This window comes from Candidatus Symbiopectobacterium sp. NZEC135 (assembly GCF_025962695.1).
In genome coordinates, this window is record NZ_JAGFPF010000009.1 from 23,151 (window position 1) to 38,867 (window position 15,717).

A 15,717-nucleotide genomic window follows, 5' to 3' on the forward strand; every position below is an offset into this window, starting at 1 on the left:
ACAATGGATAACGATCGCCACAAGCAGCGCCAGCAAAAGCTAAAACAACGGGTTGACGAACGCATTGCCGCGGCCAACGAGGTGCGCGGCATCCTGATGGTTTTCACCGGCAACGGCAAGGGGAAAACCACGGCGGCGTTTGGCACCGCGACACGCGCGGTGGGCCATGGCCTGCGCGTCGGCGTGATTCAATTTATCAAAGGTGAATGGCCCAACGGCGAGCGTAACCTGCTCGCCGATCACGGCGTTGAGTTTCAGGTGATGGCGACCGGGTTTACCTGGGATACGCAGGATCGCACCAGTGATACGTTGGCGGCACAAGCCGTCTGGCAGCACGGCAAACGCATGTTGACCGATACTACACTCGATCTGGTGATCCTGGATGAGTTGACCTACATGGTGAGCTACGACTATCTGGCGCTGACGGAGGTGGTGACGGCATTACAACAGCGACCGGCCCATCAGAGCGTGATTATTACCGGGCGCGGCTGTCATCGCGAATTGCTGGAATTGGCGGATACGGTAACGGAAATGCGTCCGACAAAGCACGCGTTTGACGCGGGCATAAAGGCCCAGCAAGGGATCGATTGGTAAGAAAATACGCGGTTGATATTGCGGGGTGTAGCGACAGCACACCCCGTGTAACACAGACAACCTTAAATCATGCTTAGCCGTTACGCTTTGGCGTGCTGCGCCGCGCAGGACCAGCCTGACCGTGGCGTTTCACCGCACGACGAATTTGATTGGCTTTCACCCGACGACGTTCGCGCTCAACCGGCAGTTTGCTGGTGGTTTCTGCAGGCAATTGCACCAGTTCGCGCAGGTAGTTAAGCTGCTCGAGCGGCATTTCCGTCCAGCCACCGCGCGGCAATCCTTTGGGTAATGGAATGTCGCCATAGCGCACGCGAATCAGGCGGCTCACCTGCACGCCAACCGCTTCCCACAGACGACGCACTTCACGGTTACGTCCTTCAGTCAGCGTGACGTTATACCACTGGTTCAATCCTTCACCGCCGCTGTAACTCAGGGTGCAGAATGATGCAGGGCCGTCATCAAGCTGTACACCTTTGGTCAGCAGCTTGAGCTTATCCTCATCCACTTCACCAAACACCCGCACCGCATATTCACGCTCCACTTCATGGCTGGGGTGCATCAAGCGGTTTGCCAGTTCGCCGTCGGTAGTGAACAGCAACAGGCCGGAGGTATTCACATCCAGACGACCTACCGCTACCCAGCGCGAACCGCGCATTTTCGGCAAGCGATCGAACACGGTCGGACGACCATCAGGATCGCTGCGGGTGCAAAGCTCACCTTCTGGTTTGTAATAGATCAGTACGCGACAGACCGCTTCTTCCGTTTCTTTAACGGAAACCACGTGCCCATCAATACGAATGCGGGTTGCTTTGGTGACTTCGACGCGGTCGCCCAGCGTCGCAATTTTGCCGTCTACGCTCACACGGCCTGCCTGAATAATGCCTTCAATCTCGCGGCGTGAGCCGTGGCCAGCGCGCGCCAGCACTTTTTGTAACTTTTCGCTCATTGAGCAGCCTCAGAGTGTCGCCTTCACAGGCGTCGGATAAAACAATGAGTTAACGTCAATTTCCGCATAACTCACTGATAAGTATCTGTTTAACAGAGAAATTTGGGCAATGCCCCCCTGTTTATTGCCACATCGCCGTACCCGTAGCGCGAGTGACCGCTCATTCTACATGAATTTTAGGCTAAAAAGCGCATCTTGTTTGAGTACAACGGCGTATCGATCGATAATCCTGTTTCCAGGGAACCGTATACGCTAGCGCTGACACTACAGGAAACGTCCATGACATCGATTTCACCACTGGTCTGTCGTGATGCCACACACTACGACAGCCACCAGCTCGCCGCCATATTGACCGAGTGCTTCACGGATTATGTGATCCCTTTCACCCTCGACGGCCCGACGTTTGCCACACGTTTTAACGCCGAGGGCCTGTCGTTGACTGAGAGCCGCATCTGGAGCGCGAACAATAATCCAGTGGCGTTGGCTATTATGGTGCGTCGCGGCTCGCGTTGCCGCTTGGCCGCCTTTGCCATTCATCCGCGCTGGCGCCGCGGCGGATTGGGAACAGTCATGTTAGAACAGTTGCTGCGCGAAGCGCGTCAACGGGGTGATAGCGCACTATGGCTCGAGGTGATTAGCAGCAATGCGGCTGGCATTGCCTTGTATGACAAGATGGGGTTTACGCGTCAGGACACCCTGTGTGGTTTTGCTGCACCACTGGCAGAGGGAGCAATAAACAGTAACGCCACAGTAACCCGTTGCGATCCAGTCACGCTTCTCGGCAACATGATCGCCGCCGCTGATAAACCGCTTCCCTGGATGATCGACCCTTTGGGAGCGGTCTCACTGCCAGCTCAGGGTTATCGCTGTGGTGATGACGCCTACGCCATTGTTGCCACTGCATTTACCAAACCCCAATTGCGGGCACTTTATGTGACGCCCGCCGCCCGCCGGCAAGGTCATGCTCGACGGTTACTTCAAGCGCTGGCGGCACAGTGCGAGGGGATTTCCACCCCCGTCGCAGTGCCACAGTCGTTGACCCCGCTATTTTTACAGGCAGGCTGGCAACAGCACCCGATTACCCAATTCACGCTGTGCCACTCGCTGGCGGAACCTGAGCGCTGAGCGCAAGGCACCGGTGGCGTCTTTATCACTGAAATGGTGAAATATCGCCGGTACCTTCACGCACCACAACCGGCGCGGAGTCGGTCAAATCGATCACCGTTGTGGGCTTTTGTCCCAGAAATCCGCCGTGGATAATCAAATCTACCCGTTTGCCCAAATGATCCTGAATTTCTTCAGGATCGGACTCCGCAAAATCATTGCCCGGCAACATCAATGTGGTCGACATCAACGGCTCATTCAGCGCTTCCAGCAGCGCCAGCGCAATCTCGTTAGAAGGCACGCGCAGGCCGATGGTTTTGCGCTTTTCACTCATCAATCGGCGCGGCACTTCTTTGGTGGCTTTCAAAATAAAGGTGTAGTTACCGGGCGTATTGTTTTTTATCAGGCGAAACGCCGCATTATCTACATAGGCATAGGTGGATATTTCGGAAAGATCGCGGCACACGATGGTGAAGTTATGGTTGCTGTCCAAATGGCGAATTTGGCAAATGCGCTCCATTGCATTTTTCTCGCCCAGCATACATCCCAATGCGTAACCGGAATCCGTGGGATAGACCAGCACACCACCTTTACGCAGCACATCAACAGATTGATTGATCAACCGGGGCTGAGGGTTTTGTGGATGAATATAAAAAAACTGACTCATGATACGTCCTTAAACATCGAATTTAGCGCGACGTTTCGCATCCGTCGCGGTGCAACGCTTCAGCGGTCAACGGCAGTGCTGCGAGCACGGGATGTTGCCACACGGGCGTTACTCCGCCGGGCAACCAAAGCTTGCGCCCCAACTCTATCCAGGCGCAGGGACGGTGAAAATCAGAGCCCTGCGAAGCATAGAGCTTAAAATCCTGCGCATAACGCGCCAGTTGAGTACGTTCGTCCGGCGCTTGTTGGCACTGGGCAACTTCCATCGCATCCCCTGATGCTGCTACAAAACTGGCCAGCACCCGCTTGAGCCATTTGGGAGACAACTCATAGCGCCCAGGATGTGCCAGTACCGCCACACCGCCCGCATGATGAATAACATCAACGGCTTCTGCTATTGTACACCACTGCGGCGGGACATATCCGGTTTTCCCTTTTGCCAGATAGGATTTGAATACCTGCCCCACGTTGCTGGCCTTACCCTGTTCCACCAAAAAACGGGCAAAATGGCCACGGGTGATTTCACCCTCTCCGGCAAAACGCAGTGCCCCTTCCAGTGCGCCCGGAATACGCGCCTTCTCCAACCGTTCACTGATTGCCTGCGCACGCTGCCAGCGTCTCGCCTTCTGCTGTTCGAGCAGGTGAGTCAACGCGACGTGGTCGGGATCAATGCCTAAACCGACAATATGAATCTCATGATTTTCCCACAGGGTGGAGATCTCAACCCCTGGCACCAGCCGTAACGGCAGATTCAATGCGGCTATTGCCTGCTGCGCGGCAGTCAGGCCAGCCACAGTATCGTGATCGGTGATAGCCAGAACACCAACGCGCATCTCGACGGCGCGTTGCACCAGATCGCTGGGCGACAGTTCTCCATCCGAAGCGGTAGTATGGCTGTGCAAATCAAACAGCGGACTGGGAGACAGAGCAACGGAAAGTTCGGACACACAGGCACCTATGGTTGTTAATGCTGCTCAGGGGATCTGAGGCGCGGAACATCATGCCATTAAACACCGCCGGAGGGGAACTACACCACGGCGGTGCTGTACCGATAAAATAAAATGCGTTAACCCGTTGACAACGCGCTCATGAACCAGTTAACTAGTACGCAAGTTCAGCAGATAAATGGAAATGTGATAATGGCAACGCACTTTCTCGCAATGGTAAACAGCAGCCCGCGCGGCAGCTTCAAAACCGGTGGTTGGTGGCGCTCTTCCCTGTGGCGGGTGGAGTATTAACGCATAGCTGTTATCACAACATGCAAAATCTCTAAACCCGCTTAATTGGCGGGTTTTTTTATGACTTACTGCTGCGCAATAACGTGAGATCGACATAAAACGGGCAGCAGACAACCAGAGTAGCGACGATGCAAACATCAGCAACGATATCTTCACCCATCGATAAGCCGCAGCTTGAACTGCTGCGCGTCGAAGCCGCTTATCGCGATAATCCGAGCGCAGTTTTCCATCAACTGTGCGGTGCCCGACCGGCCACGCTGCTGTTGGAATCCGCAGAAATTGACAGTAAACAGGATCTGAAAAGCCTGTTGATCATTGATAGCGCACTGCGTATCACCGCACTGGGGCAGCAGGTCTCCATTCAGGCATTGACCGCTAACGGTGCAACGCTGCTGCCTCTGCTTGACCAACTGCTACCGACAGATATCGATGTCGCCGTACGTCCCAACGGTCGTGAATTAACCTTCCCGGCGGTTGATACCTTGCAAGACGAAGATGCACGTCTGCGTTCGCTGTCCGTTTTTGACGCCCTGCGTCTGCTACAAACGCTGGTAACCAGCCCTGAGAGTGAACGGGAAGCGATGTTCTTCGGTGGCTTGTTCGCTTACGACTTGGTTGCCGGGTTTGAAACATTACCACCACTCAGCCAACAACAGCGCTGCCCGGATTACTGCTTTTATCTGGCAGAAACCTTGTTGATTCTGGATCACCAACAACGCGTCACGCATTTACAGGCCAGCCTGTTCACGCCGGATACCGTCGAACGCCAGCGCCTGCAGCATCGCCTGACACAGTTAGGGCACCAGTTGCAGCAGCCAGCACCCGCGTTGCCGCGTCAGACGCTGACGGATATGACGCTCAGTTGTAATCAGAGCGACGAAGAATACGGTGCCGTGGTACGTCAAATGCAGGAAGCGATCCGCATTGGTGAAATCTTCCAGGTAGTGCCGTCACGCCGTTTCTCTCTGCCGTGCCCATCTCCATTGGCCGCGTACCAAACGCTAAAAGAGAACAATCCCAGCCCTTATATGTTCTTTATGCAAGATCAGGACTTCACCTTGTTTGGCGCGTCACCGGAAAGCTCGCTGAAATACGACGCGGATTCTCGCCAGATCGAAATCTATCCCATTGCCGGTACGCGCCCACGCGGCCGTCGCGCCGATGGCTCACTGGATCGCGATCTCGACAGCCGCATCGAGCTGGAAATGCGCACTGACCATAAAGAGCTGGCAGAGCACCTGATGCTGGTCGATCTGGCGCGTAACGACCTGGCCCGTATTTGTGAACCTGGCAGCCGCTACGTGGCCGATCTGACCAAAGTGGATCGCTACTCGTTCGTGATGCATCTGGTTTCCCGCGTTGTCGGCACGTTGCGTAACGATTTGGATGTTCTGCACGCCTATCGGGCTTGTATGAACATGGGCACGTTGAGCGGCGCGCCAAAGGTACGCGCCATGCAACTGATTGCCGACAGTGAAAAAACGCGACGCGGCAGCTACGGCGGTGCTGTGGGCTACTTCACCGCGCACGGTGATTTGGACACCTGCATCGTCATCCGTTCTGCCTATGTTGAAGACGGTATCGCGACCGTGCAGGCTGGAGCGGGTGTGGTGCTCGATTCGCAGCCGCAGGCGGAAGCGGACGAAACCCGAAACAAAGCGCGCGCGGTGCTTCGCGCCATTGCCACGGCTCACCATGCCAAGGAGATCTTCTGATGGCCGATATCCTGTTGCTCGATAATATTGATTCTTTCACCTACAACCTGGTGGACCAGTTGCGCGCCAGCGGTCATAACGTGGTGATTTACCGCAATCAGGTGCCGGTAGACACCATTATTGCCCGCCTGAAAACACTGGAAAAACCGGTTCTGATGCTCTCGCCTGGCCCCGGCACCCCGGCACAGGCCGGCTGCATGCCTGCGCTGTTAACCCAACTGCGCGGCCGTTTGCCGATTATTGGCGTCTGTCTGGGACATCAGGCGATCGTTGAAGCCTATGGCGGCCACGTGGGGCAAGCCGGTGAAATTCTGCACGGCAAAGCATCGGCCATTGAACACGATGGTCAGGCGATGTTTGAGGGATTGCCTAACCCTTTGCCGGTGGCGCGTTACCACTCTCTGGTTGGCAGTCAGGTGCCGGATGAACTCACGGTCAATGCCCATTTTAATGGCATGGTGATGGCCGTGCGTCACGACGCCGATCGCGTCTGCGGCTTCCAGTTTCACCCCGAATCTATCCTGACCACTCACGGTGCCCGTCTGCTGGAGCAGACGTTGGCGTGGGCGCTGGCATAAGCCTTATCGCGACCCACCACGACAATCATTACCGAATTTAAGGATATATTATGTACGCTTCTGTGAATACGCTGGCCGCCGTCCCGATCGATGTCACCCTGGAAAAACAGGCCATTCTGGAGAAACTGTTTGGCGCTCAGGCCATTTCTCGCGCTGAGAGTCAGGCGCTGTTCAGCGCGATTGTGCGCGGCGAGTTAGAGCCCGCGCAGTTGGCCGCCGCCCTGATCAGCATGAAGGTGCGCGGTGAACACCCGGAAGAGATCGCGGGTGCGGCTGCGGCCTTACTGGCAGACGCGCAGCCTTTCCCACGCCCTGATTACCTGTTTGCCGATATCGTCGGCACTGGCGGGGATGGCACCAACAGCATCAATATCTCGACGGCCAGCGCGTTTGTTGCCGCCAGTTGTGGCGTGAAGGTCGCCAAACACGGTAACCGCAGTGTCTCCAGCCGTTCTGGCTCTTCCGATCTGCTGTCTGCCTTCGGCATTAAACTGGATATGGCACCTGAACAATCACGTCAGGCGCTGGACGATCTTGGCGTTTGCTTTCTATTTGCACCGCAATACCACACTGGATTTCGTCACGCGATGCCCGTGCGTCAGTTGCTGAAAACCCGCACGCTGTTTAACGTGCTGGGCCCACTGATTAACCCGGCGCGTCCGCCGCTGGCGCTGATTGGGGTTTACAGTCCGCATCTGGTAACGCCCATTGCCGAAACGCTGCGCGTGCTGGGTTATCAACGCGCAGCCGTCGTGCACGGCGGCGGTATGGATGAAGTCGCGCTGCACGCGCCTACTCAGGTGGCGGAACTGCGCGGTGGCAAGGTGGAAACCTACGAACTGACCCACCGCGATTTTGGTCTCGAGAGCGCCCCGCTTTCTGCGCTCCAGGGCGGGCTGCCCGAAGAAAACCGTGATATTCTGGCGCGTCTGTTACAAGGCAAAGGCGAACGCGCGCATGAAAATGCCGTAGCCGCCAACGTTGCATTACTGTTGCGTCTGTTTGGACAAGAAGATTTGCGCCAGAACGCGCAGCAGGCATTGGATGTTATTCACAGCGGGCAGGCTTATCAGCGCGTGACAGCGCTCGCCGCCAGAGGGTAAAGGTGCTATGCAAGAGTCAGAACTGAACAAGACCGTATTGGGTAACATCGTAAAGGATAAAGTGAGTTGGATTGTTGCGCGCCAGCAGGCACAACCGTTATCCGGTTTTCAAGCGGATCTTGTTCCTAGTCAGCGCGATTTTTATGCGGCGCTCAAACATAAAAAGCCTGCGTTTATTCTGGAATGCAAAAAGGCATCGCCTTCCAAGGGGCTGATTCGCGAAGATTTTGATCCGGTTGCTATTGCACGCGTCTACAGCGATTACGCCTCTGCTATCTCAGTGCTGACCGATGAAAAATATTTTCAGGGCAGTTTTGATTTTTTACCGCGTATCAGCGCCGTCGTCAGACAACCGGTGCTGTGCAAAGATTTCATTATCTCGGAATACCAGATTTATCTGGCGCGCCATTATCAGGCCGATGCCATTCTGCTGATGCTCTCCGTACTGGACGATCATGAATACCGAGAGCTGGCCCAGGTGGCACACAGCCTGAAAATGGGCGTGTTGACAGAGGTGAGTAACGAGGCTGAGCTGGAACGCGCAATCGCGCTCAAGGCCCGCGTGGTCGGTATCAATAATCGCGATCTGCGCGATCTGTCTATCGATCTTGATCGCACGCGCACGCTGGCGCCGCGTTTGCCTAAAAATGTTACGGTAATCAGTGAGTCTGGAATTCATAACGCGGCACAAATTCGCGAGCTCAGCGCCTACGCCAACGGCTTTCTGGTGGGCAGCTCGCTGATGTCAGAACCCAATCTGTCATTGGCAGTGCGCCGTCTTATCCTGGGCGAGAATAAAGTGTGTGGGCTCACGCGCGCCATGGACGCCGCGGCAGCGTACAACGCCGGTGCCGTGTACGGTGGCTTGATTTTTGTGCCCTCTTCACCGCGCTATGTGACACCGGAATTCGCACCGACGGTAATGTCCGGTGCACCGTTGCGCTACGTCGGCGTGTTCCGTAACGCCCCCGCAGCGCAGATTGCACAGACGGCCCGACAGTTAGGGTTGTTTGCCGTGCAACTGCACGGCAACGAAAACCAGACCGCCATTGATGAACTGCGCGCATTGCTGCCCACCACTTGCCAAATCTGGAAAGCGCTCAGCGTTGAAAAAAGGCTGCCCAAACGCGATTTTGCCAATGTGAATCGCTACCTGTTTGATAATGGACAAGGCGGCAGCGGTGAGCGTTTTGACTGGAATTTATTGCATGAAGCCGATCTGAGTAACGTGCTACTGGCAGGCGGCGTGAATGTATTTAATAGCGCTAAAGCTGCACAGCTTGGCTGTGCCGGATTGGACGTTAACTCAGGTGTCGAAAGCGAACCCGGGATCAAAGACGCGGTGAAAATACATGCCGCCTTTGCCCCACTCTACCCGCAATAATCGCAGGGCAGCACGGCGCGACACGCTTCAATTTTTCGATGAGCACTGACAGGACAGACAGGAACATTATGACGTTACTTAATCCTTACTTTGGTGAATTCGGCGGGCAGTATGTGCCGCAGATACTGATCCCCGCGTTGCAACAATTGGAACAGGCCTTTGTTGACGCACAAAAAGATCCTGAATTTCAGGCCGCCTTTACCGATCTACTGAAAAACTATGCCGGTCGCCCGACAGCGCTCACCCGCTGCCGTAACCTGACTCAGGGCACTCGCGCTACGCTGTATCTTAAGCGGGAAGATCTGTTGCACGGCGGTGCGCACAAAACCAACCAGGTGCTGGGTCAGGCGTTGTTAGCCAAGCGCATGGGAAAAACCGAGATCATCGCTGAAACCGGCGCAGGACAACATGGTGTGGCAACCGCGCTGGCATGTGCCCTGCTCAACCTGAAATGTCGCATCTATATGGGGGCTAAAGACGTAGAGCGTCAGTCACCCAACGTGTTCCGTATGCGTCTGATGGGTGCCGAAGTGATCCCGGTGCACAGCGGCTCTTCCACGTTAAAAGATGCCTGTAATGAGGCGCTGCGCGACTGGTCCGGCAGCTATGACAAGGCGCACTACCTGTTAGGTACCGCAGCCGGTCCGCACCCGTTCCCGACGATTGTGCGTGAATTTCAGCGCATGATTGGCGAAGAAACCAAAGCGCAGATACTGGAGCACGAAGGGCGTCTACCTGATGCCGTTATCGCCTGCGTCGGCGGCGGCTCCAACGCCATTGGTATGTTTGCCGATTTCATCGAAGAAACCCCGGTGCGTTTGATTGGCGTTGAACCAGCGGGATTGGGCATTGAAAGCGGGCAACACGGCGCACCGCTGAAACATGGTCGCGTAGGGATCTATTTTGGGATGAAATCGCCCATGATGCAGACGTCCGACGGACAAATTGAGGAGTCCTACTCTATTTCTGCCGGGCTGGATTTCCCGTCAGTGGGCCCTCAGCACGCCCACCTGAACAGCATCGGGCGCGCCGACTACGTCTCGATTACCGATGATGAGGCACTCGAGGCGTTTCAGGAGTTGTCCCGCCATGAAGGGATCATTCCAGCGCTGGAATCGTCTCACGCATTGGCACATGCCTTGAAGATGATTCGTCAGGCGCCTGAAAAAGAGCAACTGCTGGTGGTTAACCTTTCTGGCCGCGGCGATAAAGACATATTTACAGTGCACGATATTTTGAAAGGTCGGGGGGAGATCTGATGGAGCGTTATCAACAACGGTTTGCGCAGTTGGCGGAAAAGCAGGAAGGTGCCTTCGTTCCCTTCGTCACCTTAGGCGATCCGACACCTGCACTCTCATTGCAAATTATCGACACACTGATTGATGCTGGTGCCGATGCGTTAGAATTAGGTATCCCGTTTTCCGATCCGCTGGCGGACGGCCCTACGATTCAGGCTGCAACGTTGCGCGCCTTCGAGGCAGGCGTGACGCCCGGCCACTGTTTTGAGATGCTGGCGGCCATCCGCCAGAAGCACCCCACCATGCCGATTGGCCTGTTGATGTACGCCAATCTGGTCTTCAGCAACGGTATCGATGCTTTTTATCAGCGCTGTGCTGAAGCAGGTGTTGATTCCGTATTGATTGCCGACGTGCCGATTGAAGAATCTGCGCCCTTCCGCGCTGCCGCGTTGCGATACAACGTTGCCCCTATCTTTATCTGCCCGCCTAACGCCAATGACGCCTTGCTCAGAGAGATTGCCTCTCATGGCCGTGGTTATACTTATCTTTTGTCACGTGCGGGCGTGACGGGCGCTGAGAAGCGTGCTGAGCTACCATTGCACCATCTGATAGCCACGCTGAAGGAATATCATGCGGCTCCGGCTCTGCAAGGCTTTGGTATTTCCGAACCGTCACAGGTAAAAGAGGCTATCGCGTCAGGTGCGGCAGGTGCTATTTCAGGCTCAGCCATCGTGCGTATCATCGAGCAGCATCGTCACCAGCCAGAAGTGATGCTGGCCAAACTGCATGATTTTGTCAGCCGCATGAAGGCCGCCACGCGCGTCTGATCCTGCCTGTTTTCCCCTCCCCGCCAGGTATCTCACTGGCGGGAACAGCATGTTTCACTGTTTTACCTCGTGAATCTCGCCGTTTATAGAAACCATGTCCGGGCATGGCAGTGGGAAAAATATCTTTTCTCCCTGACAAGCCCCTGTTTATGGTTATTTTTTGAAGTGATTCGTCATAATAAATGTTATTTTTTAATAGATTTAATTATTCAATAAAAAATATATTTCAAATTACGTTAATTTGTAAAAATTAATTTCAAATTGAAAGATAAACTTCAAAACGGAAATATATAAAATTCAAAACGATATTTCAAATTTAAATACATAAAATTTCGCTTGATTAATTGAACGAAATCACAAAAATGAAATAGCTGAACTAATATCTGATTTTGAAGATCTTGTTCACATTACTGTAAGAAAGAATACATACAATGGACTTGCTATAAAAAAAGTAGCGTCTTCTCTTTAAATAATAATTCTCTTGACATGGGATAATATAATGAAAGCTAAATTACTCGCGGTGTTGGTAACTTCGTTAGTCAGCATGAGCACCATGGCTGTGACCATCGACTACCGTCATGAAATGAAAGACACCAAATCTGCCAACCACGCAGACCGTTTGCTGATCTCTAACCGTTTTGATAACGGCTTTGGTTTGTCTATGGAAGGTAAATGGGCTCAAAGTGGTAAAGATACCACGCCTAACAGACCGTTCAGCGAACCTGTAAGCAACGGCACCGAAGTGACAGCAAGCTATCTGTACAAGTTTGACAAAACATTCGGCCTTGAAGCTGGCCTGAACTTTGTTTCTGACTCTGTCAGCTCTAAATATCGTCCTTACATCAAGGGCACCGCGAACATCACTGATTCCCTGTACTACGGCCTGCGCTATCGTCCGTTCTACCAACGTAACAGTGGTAACATCGGCGCTGCTAACACTGATATGAGCGGTTATACTATCACCAGCACCTTGGGTTACAAACTGCCTGCTAACTTCACCGTTGAGTACGAATTTGAGTACAACAAAAACACCAAAGCGGGCTCTGCGGGTTATATCGCCGACAAAGAAAATGACAACATGACTCATGATGTGAAATTGTCTTACAAATATGACAAAAACTGGACTCCGTACGTTCAAGTTGCAAATATTGAAGGCAGCAAGACCACTGATGAACGTCAAACTCGCTTCCGTGTCGGCGTACAATACAACTTCTAATCGCTAAACGTTTATTACGTTAGCCTTATTGGTTAGTTTTACCCTGTGTTGAAAAACGGCGGATTAATACCCGCCGTTTTTTTGTGCCAGTAGAAAATATAATTCAGTGCGTGATAGTTTATCTGGGAATAAATACGGCGCCCGAAAGCGCCGCAGATAGAATTGTTAATGTCAGGTTATGTCTATATTAAAAACGATAGCCAACACCAAACATAAAGGTGACTGGATCGAGGCGGGTACTGATCGATTGTGGACCTGCCGGAGAATTAAAACGCACATCGGTATCAATATCCATCCACCAGATGGAGGCATTAATCAGCCAGTTGTTATCCAGGTTATAATCCAACCCAGCCTGAGCAGCCACGCCCCATGAATTTTTCGCACTCAAATCGCTTAACCCCATCGACTTGCCGTGATCGTTGAATTTTTCATCGAAGAACATGGTGTAGTTAATCCCGACGCCCAGATACGGCCGTAGTTTGTCTTTTGCGTCACGGAAATAGTATTGCGCCATCAATGAAGGCGGCAGATGGCTGACCTGTGCAAGATTACCAACGGTTTGCAACCCCACATTATGCGTAAACGGGGTTGCAGCCAGCAACTCCACGCCAATATTGTCGGTGACCATGTAGCTGAACGTCAGCCCCAACTGCGTATCGTTATCGACCTTGAAAGAGCTGACGTTAAGCACCGTATCACCACCCGCATTCGGGCGCACGGTAGCCGTTCCTGCACGCACAATAAAATCACCTGCTTGATGCGCCTGAGCGAAGACAGGCAGCAACGTTGCGACGAGTAGAGCCAAAGACGTTTTTTTCATTATTACCCACTCCCTTTATATGGTTTAAAGTCGAGCGCAGAATACCTCTAAGTAGGTATTCTTGTTTTAAGCCAGATCACAACTTTTGTGCTAAAAAAGCGAAATTTTAAACGCATCAAAATACGCTAACTCATTAAAAAACCTAAAATTGATCTATGTCAATTTTCAACCGAAAGCACATTTAGTGCGCAGGTTGATTCTGCACCTTCACGGCGATGAATCAGTGGCGCTATAGTGAGTGTCTACCCGGCACCGTAGGATGACGTTGTGGAAGAGGTAAACCATGGAGACGTCGTACCAGGAACCAAATAGCGGTGATAACCTCAACAGTTGCCTGCAATGCGGAGCCTGTTGCGGTTTTTTTCGCGTCTCATTTTACTGGGCCGAAGCGGATGACGGAGGCGGACTGACGCCAGCAAGCCTGACAGAACCCATTACACCATTTATTCGCTGTATGCAGGGCACCAACAGTAAGGCGCATTGTCGTTGTACTGCGTTGGAAGGTGAGATCGGTCAGGCTGTCAGTTGCAACATCTATACACTGCGTCCCTCGCCGTGCCGTGAGTTTTTACGATCCGGTGAAAACGGTGAGGAAAATGACGCCTGTAATCGAGCCAGAGCCCGCTATGGCCTGCCCCCGCTTTAACCTGCCGAATAAAATTGCAGCGAATACCCTTTTCAGACGTGCAGCAAGGTGCAACCTTTTGAGGTAACAGGTTACAATGTGGATCATTAGGCGCGGTGACGCGTCGTTTTCACAGTTGAATAGCCAAGGAGCCTTCATGTCTATCACGGCCGGTACCCTCTACCGTGACACAATGAATTTTACGCGTAACCAACTTATCGGCCTGTTATTGCTGTCATTACTCACGGCGGTAATTACTGTCATGTTAAATCAGGTATTGATACCGGCACCGGAACAGTTACAACTGTTGAGTAATGTCAGCGGCGATCTCTCCAGCACCGGTCAGTTAGGGTTACACGACCTGATTCAACAAATGACGCCTGAGCAGCAGATGGTGCTGCTCAAAGTTTCTGCCGCCAGCACCTTTGCGGCACTGGTTGGTAATGCGTTGCTGACTGGCGGCGTGCTGACGTTGGTAAGACAGGTTTCTGCCGGACAACCTACCAGCGCGCTACGCGCGATTGGTGGTTCCGCGCCACTGCTGCCGCGACTGTTCTTTTTGATCCTGGTGGGGACCATTTTGGTACAACTGGGCATGTTGCTGTTAATCGTGCCAGGCGTGTTACTGGCTATAGCGGTGAGTTTATCACCGGTGATTGCCGCAGTTGAAAGTAAAGGCGTTTTTGCTTCCATCCGCCTCAGTGCAAAGCTCGCCTATGGTAATCTGAAGCTGGTTGCCCCTGCCGTGCTTTTTTGGTTATTGGCAAAAATTGCCCTGCTGATGCTGGTTGCACGTCTGCCGTTGGCATCACCTACCACCATGGCAATTCTGATGAACGGTATAAGTAACCTGATTTCTGCTATCTTTTTGATCTATCTTTTCCGTCTGTATATGTTGCTACGTCAATAATGCGCGAACCTGCCGTCTGCGGGCGGCGGGTTTGACTAACAGAAAAGTAATGTTCTGCAAATTCTTACGATAAAACAGGAAGCGGATGGCGCAATCAAGGATAATGACAACCAGCAGCAGACGATCGCCTACGGGTGAATGTGGTTAATCTTTGGCACCTCGCGTTGTAATAGGTCGATATAATGAAGCAACTTCTTGATTTCTTACCTTTAGTGATTTTTTTCGTCGTATACAAACTGCACGATATCTTTTGGGCAACCGGTGCATTGATCGCTGCCACACTCGCTGCGTTCCTCTACAGTTGGTACAAATTCCGCAAAGTGGAAAAAACCATGCTGGTCACCGTGGTGTTGGTGGCGGTGTTCGGCGGGCTGACTATCTATTTCCATAACCCCGAATTCATCAAATGGAAAGTGACGATCATTTATGCGTTGTTCGCCGGTGCGTTACTGATCGGTCAGTGGTTTTTCAACAAGTCACTGATTCAAAGCATGCTGGGCAAAGAAATTACGCTGCCGCAACCGGTTTGGCGTAAGCTGAATAGCGCCTGGGCGCTGTTCTTCATCGCCTGCGGACTGCTCAATATCTATGTGGCGTTCTGGTTGTCAGAAGGTCTGTGGATGAACTTCAAAGTATTCGGGCTGACAGGGCTCACCTTGTTGTTTACACTGGCCTGTGGCGTTTATATCTACCGCCATCTGCCGCCTGAGCAGAATAATAACGAAAGCAAACAGTAATTCTTTAAACGTTAAC

At 52.9% G+C, this 15,717-nt stretch carries 14 protein-coding genes, 1 pseudogene and 1 other annotated feature; of the genes and pseudogenes, 11 read left to right on the forward strand and 4 right to left on the reverse strand.

Annotation, left to right across the window (positions count from 1 at the left end):
* The first annotated feature begins 3 nt into the window (after window positions 1-3).
* Entirely contained in the window at window positions 4-594 is a 591-nt protein-coding gene (gene cobO, locus J5224_RS07360) for a cob(I)yrinic acid a,c-diamide adenosyltransferase (RefSeq protein ID WP_264624746.1), read from the forward strand.
* 73 nt (window positions 595-667) lie between these two features.
* Here the strand turns inward: cobO and rluB are convergent, their stop codons facing one another.
* Window positions 668-1,540 carry a 23S rRNA pseudouridine(2605) synthase RluB gene (gene rluB / locus J5224_RS07365; RefSeq protein ID WP_264624747.1) on the reverse strand — a complete coding sequence of 291 codons (873 nt, stop codon included), beginning with the start codon at window positions 1,538-1,540 and terminating at the stop codon, window positions 668-670.
* Between the two features lie 279 nt (window positions 1,541-1,819).
* On the opposite strand from rluB, the gene J5224_RS07370 reads away from it, so the two are divergent.
* Window positions 1,820-2,665, forward strand: a complete 846-nt coding sequence (locus J5224_RS07370; RefSeq protein ID WP_264624748.1) for a GNAT family N-acetyltransferase — start codon at window positions 1,820-1,822, stop codon at window positions 2,663-2,665.
* Window positions 2,666-2,690: 25 nt separating this feature from the next.
* On the opposite strand, the gene J5224_RS07375 is transcribed toward J5224_RS07370, so the two are convergent.
* Together J5224_RS07375 and rnm are read right to left on the reverse strand one after the other, a co-directional pair.
* On the reverse strand, window positions 2,691-3,311 hold the full coding sequence (locus J5224_RS07375) for an L-threonylcarbamoyladenylate synthase (RefSeq protein ID WP_222160687.1): 621 nt from the start codon (window positions 3,309-3,311) through the stop codon (window positions 2,691-2,693).
* A 22-nt stretch (window positions 3,312-3,333) separates the two neighbouring features.
* On the reverse strand, window positions 3,334-4,257 hold the full coding sequence (gene rnm / locus J5224_RS07380) for an RNase RNM (protein ID WP_264624749.1): 924 nt from the start codon (window positions 4,255-4,257) through the stop codon (window positions 3,334-3,336).
* Between the two features lie 249 nt (window positions 4,258-4,506).
* Window positions 4,507-4,610 (forward strand) — a sequence feature (Trp leader region).
* Between the two features lie 66 nt (window positions 4,611-4,676).
* Here rnm and J5224_RS07385 point away from each other — a divergent pair.
* The 6 genes and pseudogenes from J5224_RS07385 (at window position 4,677) to J5224_RS07410 (ending at window position 12,609) form a co-directional block, all read left to right on the forward strand.
* Complete coding sequence (locus J5224_RS07385; RefSeq protein WP_264624750.1) at window positions 4,677-6,263, forward strand: anthranilate synthase component 1; 1,587 nt, start codon at window positions 4,677-4,679, stop codon at window positions 6,261-6,263.
* A pseudogene (gene trpD / locus J5224_RS07390) lies at window positions 6,263-7,944 on the forward strand (anthranilate phosphoribosyltransferase). The gene J5224_RS07385 and the pseudogene trpD overlap by 1 nt, the downstream one beginning before the upstream one ends.
* A gap of 22 nt (window positions 7,945-7,966) precedes the next feature.
* Window positions 7,967-9,328 (forward strand): bifunctional indole-3-glycerol-phosphate synthase TrpC/phosphoribosylanthranilate isomerase TrpF, encoded by a 1,362-nt coding sequence (gene trpCF, locus J5224_RS07395; protein WP_264624831.1) that lies wholly within the window; start codon window positions 7,967-7,969, stop codon window positions 9,326-9,328.
* A gap of 65 nt (window positions 9,329-9,393) precedes the next feature.
* A complete protein-coding gene (trpB, locus tag J5224_RS07400) occupies window positions 9,394-10,587 on the forward strand; it encodes a tryptophan synthase subunit beta (RefSeq protein WP_264624832.1) in 1,194 nt (397 codons plus the stop codon).
* Window positions 10,587-11,393, forward strand: coding sequence for a tryptophan synthase subunit alpha (gene trpA, locus J5224_RS07405; RefSeq protein ID WP_264624751.1), 807 nt, complete (start codon window positions 10,587-10,589; stop codon window positions 11,391-11,393). Before trpB ends, trpA begins: the two co-directional genes overlap by 1 nt.
* Window positions 11,394-11,892: 499 nt before the next feature.
* Window positions 11,893-12,609: an oligogalacturonate-specific porin KdgM family protein gene (locus tag J5224_RS07410; RefSeq protein ID WP_264624752.1), complete on the forward strand. Its 717-nt coding sequence runs from the start codon at window positions 11,893-11,895 to the stop codon at window positions 12,607-12,609.
* Window positions 12,610-12,796: 187 nt separating this feature from the next.
* Here the strand turns inward: J5224_RS07410 and ompW are convergent, their stop codons facing one another.
* Entirely contained in the window at window positions 12,797-13,429 is a 633-nt protein-coding gene (gene ompW, locus J5224_RS07415; protein ID WP_264624753.1) for an outer membrane protein OmpW, read from the reverse strand.
* 283 nt (window positions 13,430-13,712) lie between these two features.
* Here ompW and J5224_RS07420 point away from each other — a divergent pair, with 283 nt between their 5' ends.
* From J5224_RS07420 to J5224_RS07430, 3 genes are all read left to right on the forward strand, one after another.
* Window positions 13,713-14,075, forward strand: coding sequence for a YkgJ family cysteine cluster protein (locus J5224_RS07420; protein WP_264624754.1), 363 nt, complete (start codon window positions 13,713-13,715; stop codon window positions 14,073-14,075).
* 136 nt (window positions 14,076-14,211) lie between these two features.
* Window positions 14,212-14,964, forward strand: coding sequence for a YciC family protein (locus J5224_RS07425; RefSeq protein ID WP_264624755.1), 753 nt, complete (start codon window positions 14,212-14,214; stop codon window positions 14,962-14,964).
* Between the two features lie 182 nt (window positions 14,965-15,146).
* Complete coding sequence (locus J5224_RS07430; RefSeq protein WP_264624756.1) at window positions 15,147-15,701, forward strand: septation protein A; 555 nt, start codon at window positions 15,147-15,149, stop codon at window positions 15,699-15,701.
* Window positions 15,702-15,717: the final 16 nt, after the last annotated feature.

Coding starts and splice junctions, on each gene's coding strand:
- cobO (WP_264624746.1), top strand. CDS start 4: ATGGATAACGATCGCCACAAGCAGCGCCAGCAAAAGCTAAAACAACGG.
- rluB (WP_264624747.1), bottom strand. CDS start 1,540: ATGAGCGAAAAGTTACAAAAAGTGCTGGCGCGCGCTGGCCACGGCTCA.
- J5224_RS07370 (WP_264624748.1), top strand. CDS start 1,820: ATGACATCGATTTCACCACTGGTCTGTCGTGATGCCACACACTACGAC.
- J5224_RS07375 (WP_222160687.1), bottom strand. CDS start 3,311: ATGAGTCAGTTTTTTTATATTCATCCACAAAACCCTCAGCCCCGGTTG.
- J5224_RS07385 (WP_264624750.1), top strand. CDS start 4,677: ATGCAAACATCAGCAACGATATCTTCACCCATCGATAAGCCGCAGCTT.
- trpA (WP_264624751.1), top strand. CDS start 10,587: ATGGAGCGTTATCAACAACGGTTTGCGCAGTTGGCGGAAAAGCAGGAA.
- J5224_RS07410 (WP_264624752.1), top strand. CDS start 11,893: ATGAAAGCTAAATTACTCGCGGTGTTGGTAACTTCGTTAGTCAGCATG.
- ompW (WP_264624753.1), bottom strand. CDS start 13,429: ATGAAAAAAACGTCTTTGGCTCTACTCGTCGCAACGTTGCTGCCTGTC.
- J5224_RS07420 (WP_264624754.1), top strand. CDS start 13,713: ATGGAGACGTCGTACCAGGAACCAAATAGCGGTGATAACCTCAACAGT.
- J5224_RS07425 (WP_264624755.1), top strand. CDS start 14,212: ATGTCTATCACGGCCGGTACCCTCTACCGTGACACAATGAATTTTACG.
- J5224_RS07430 (WP_264624756.1), top strand. CDS start 15,147: ATGAAGCAACTTCTTGATTTCTTACCTTTAGTGATTTTTTTCGTCGTA.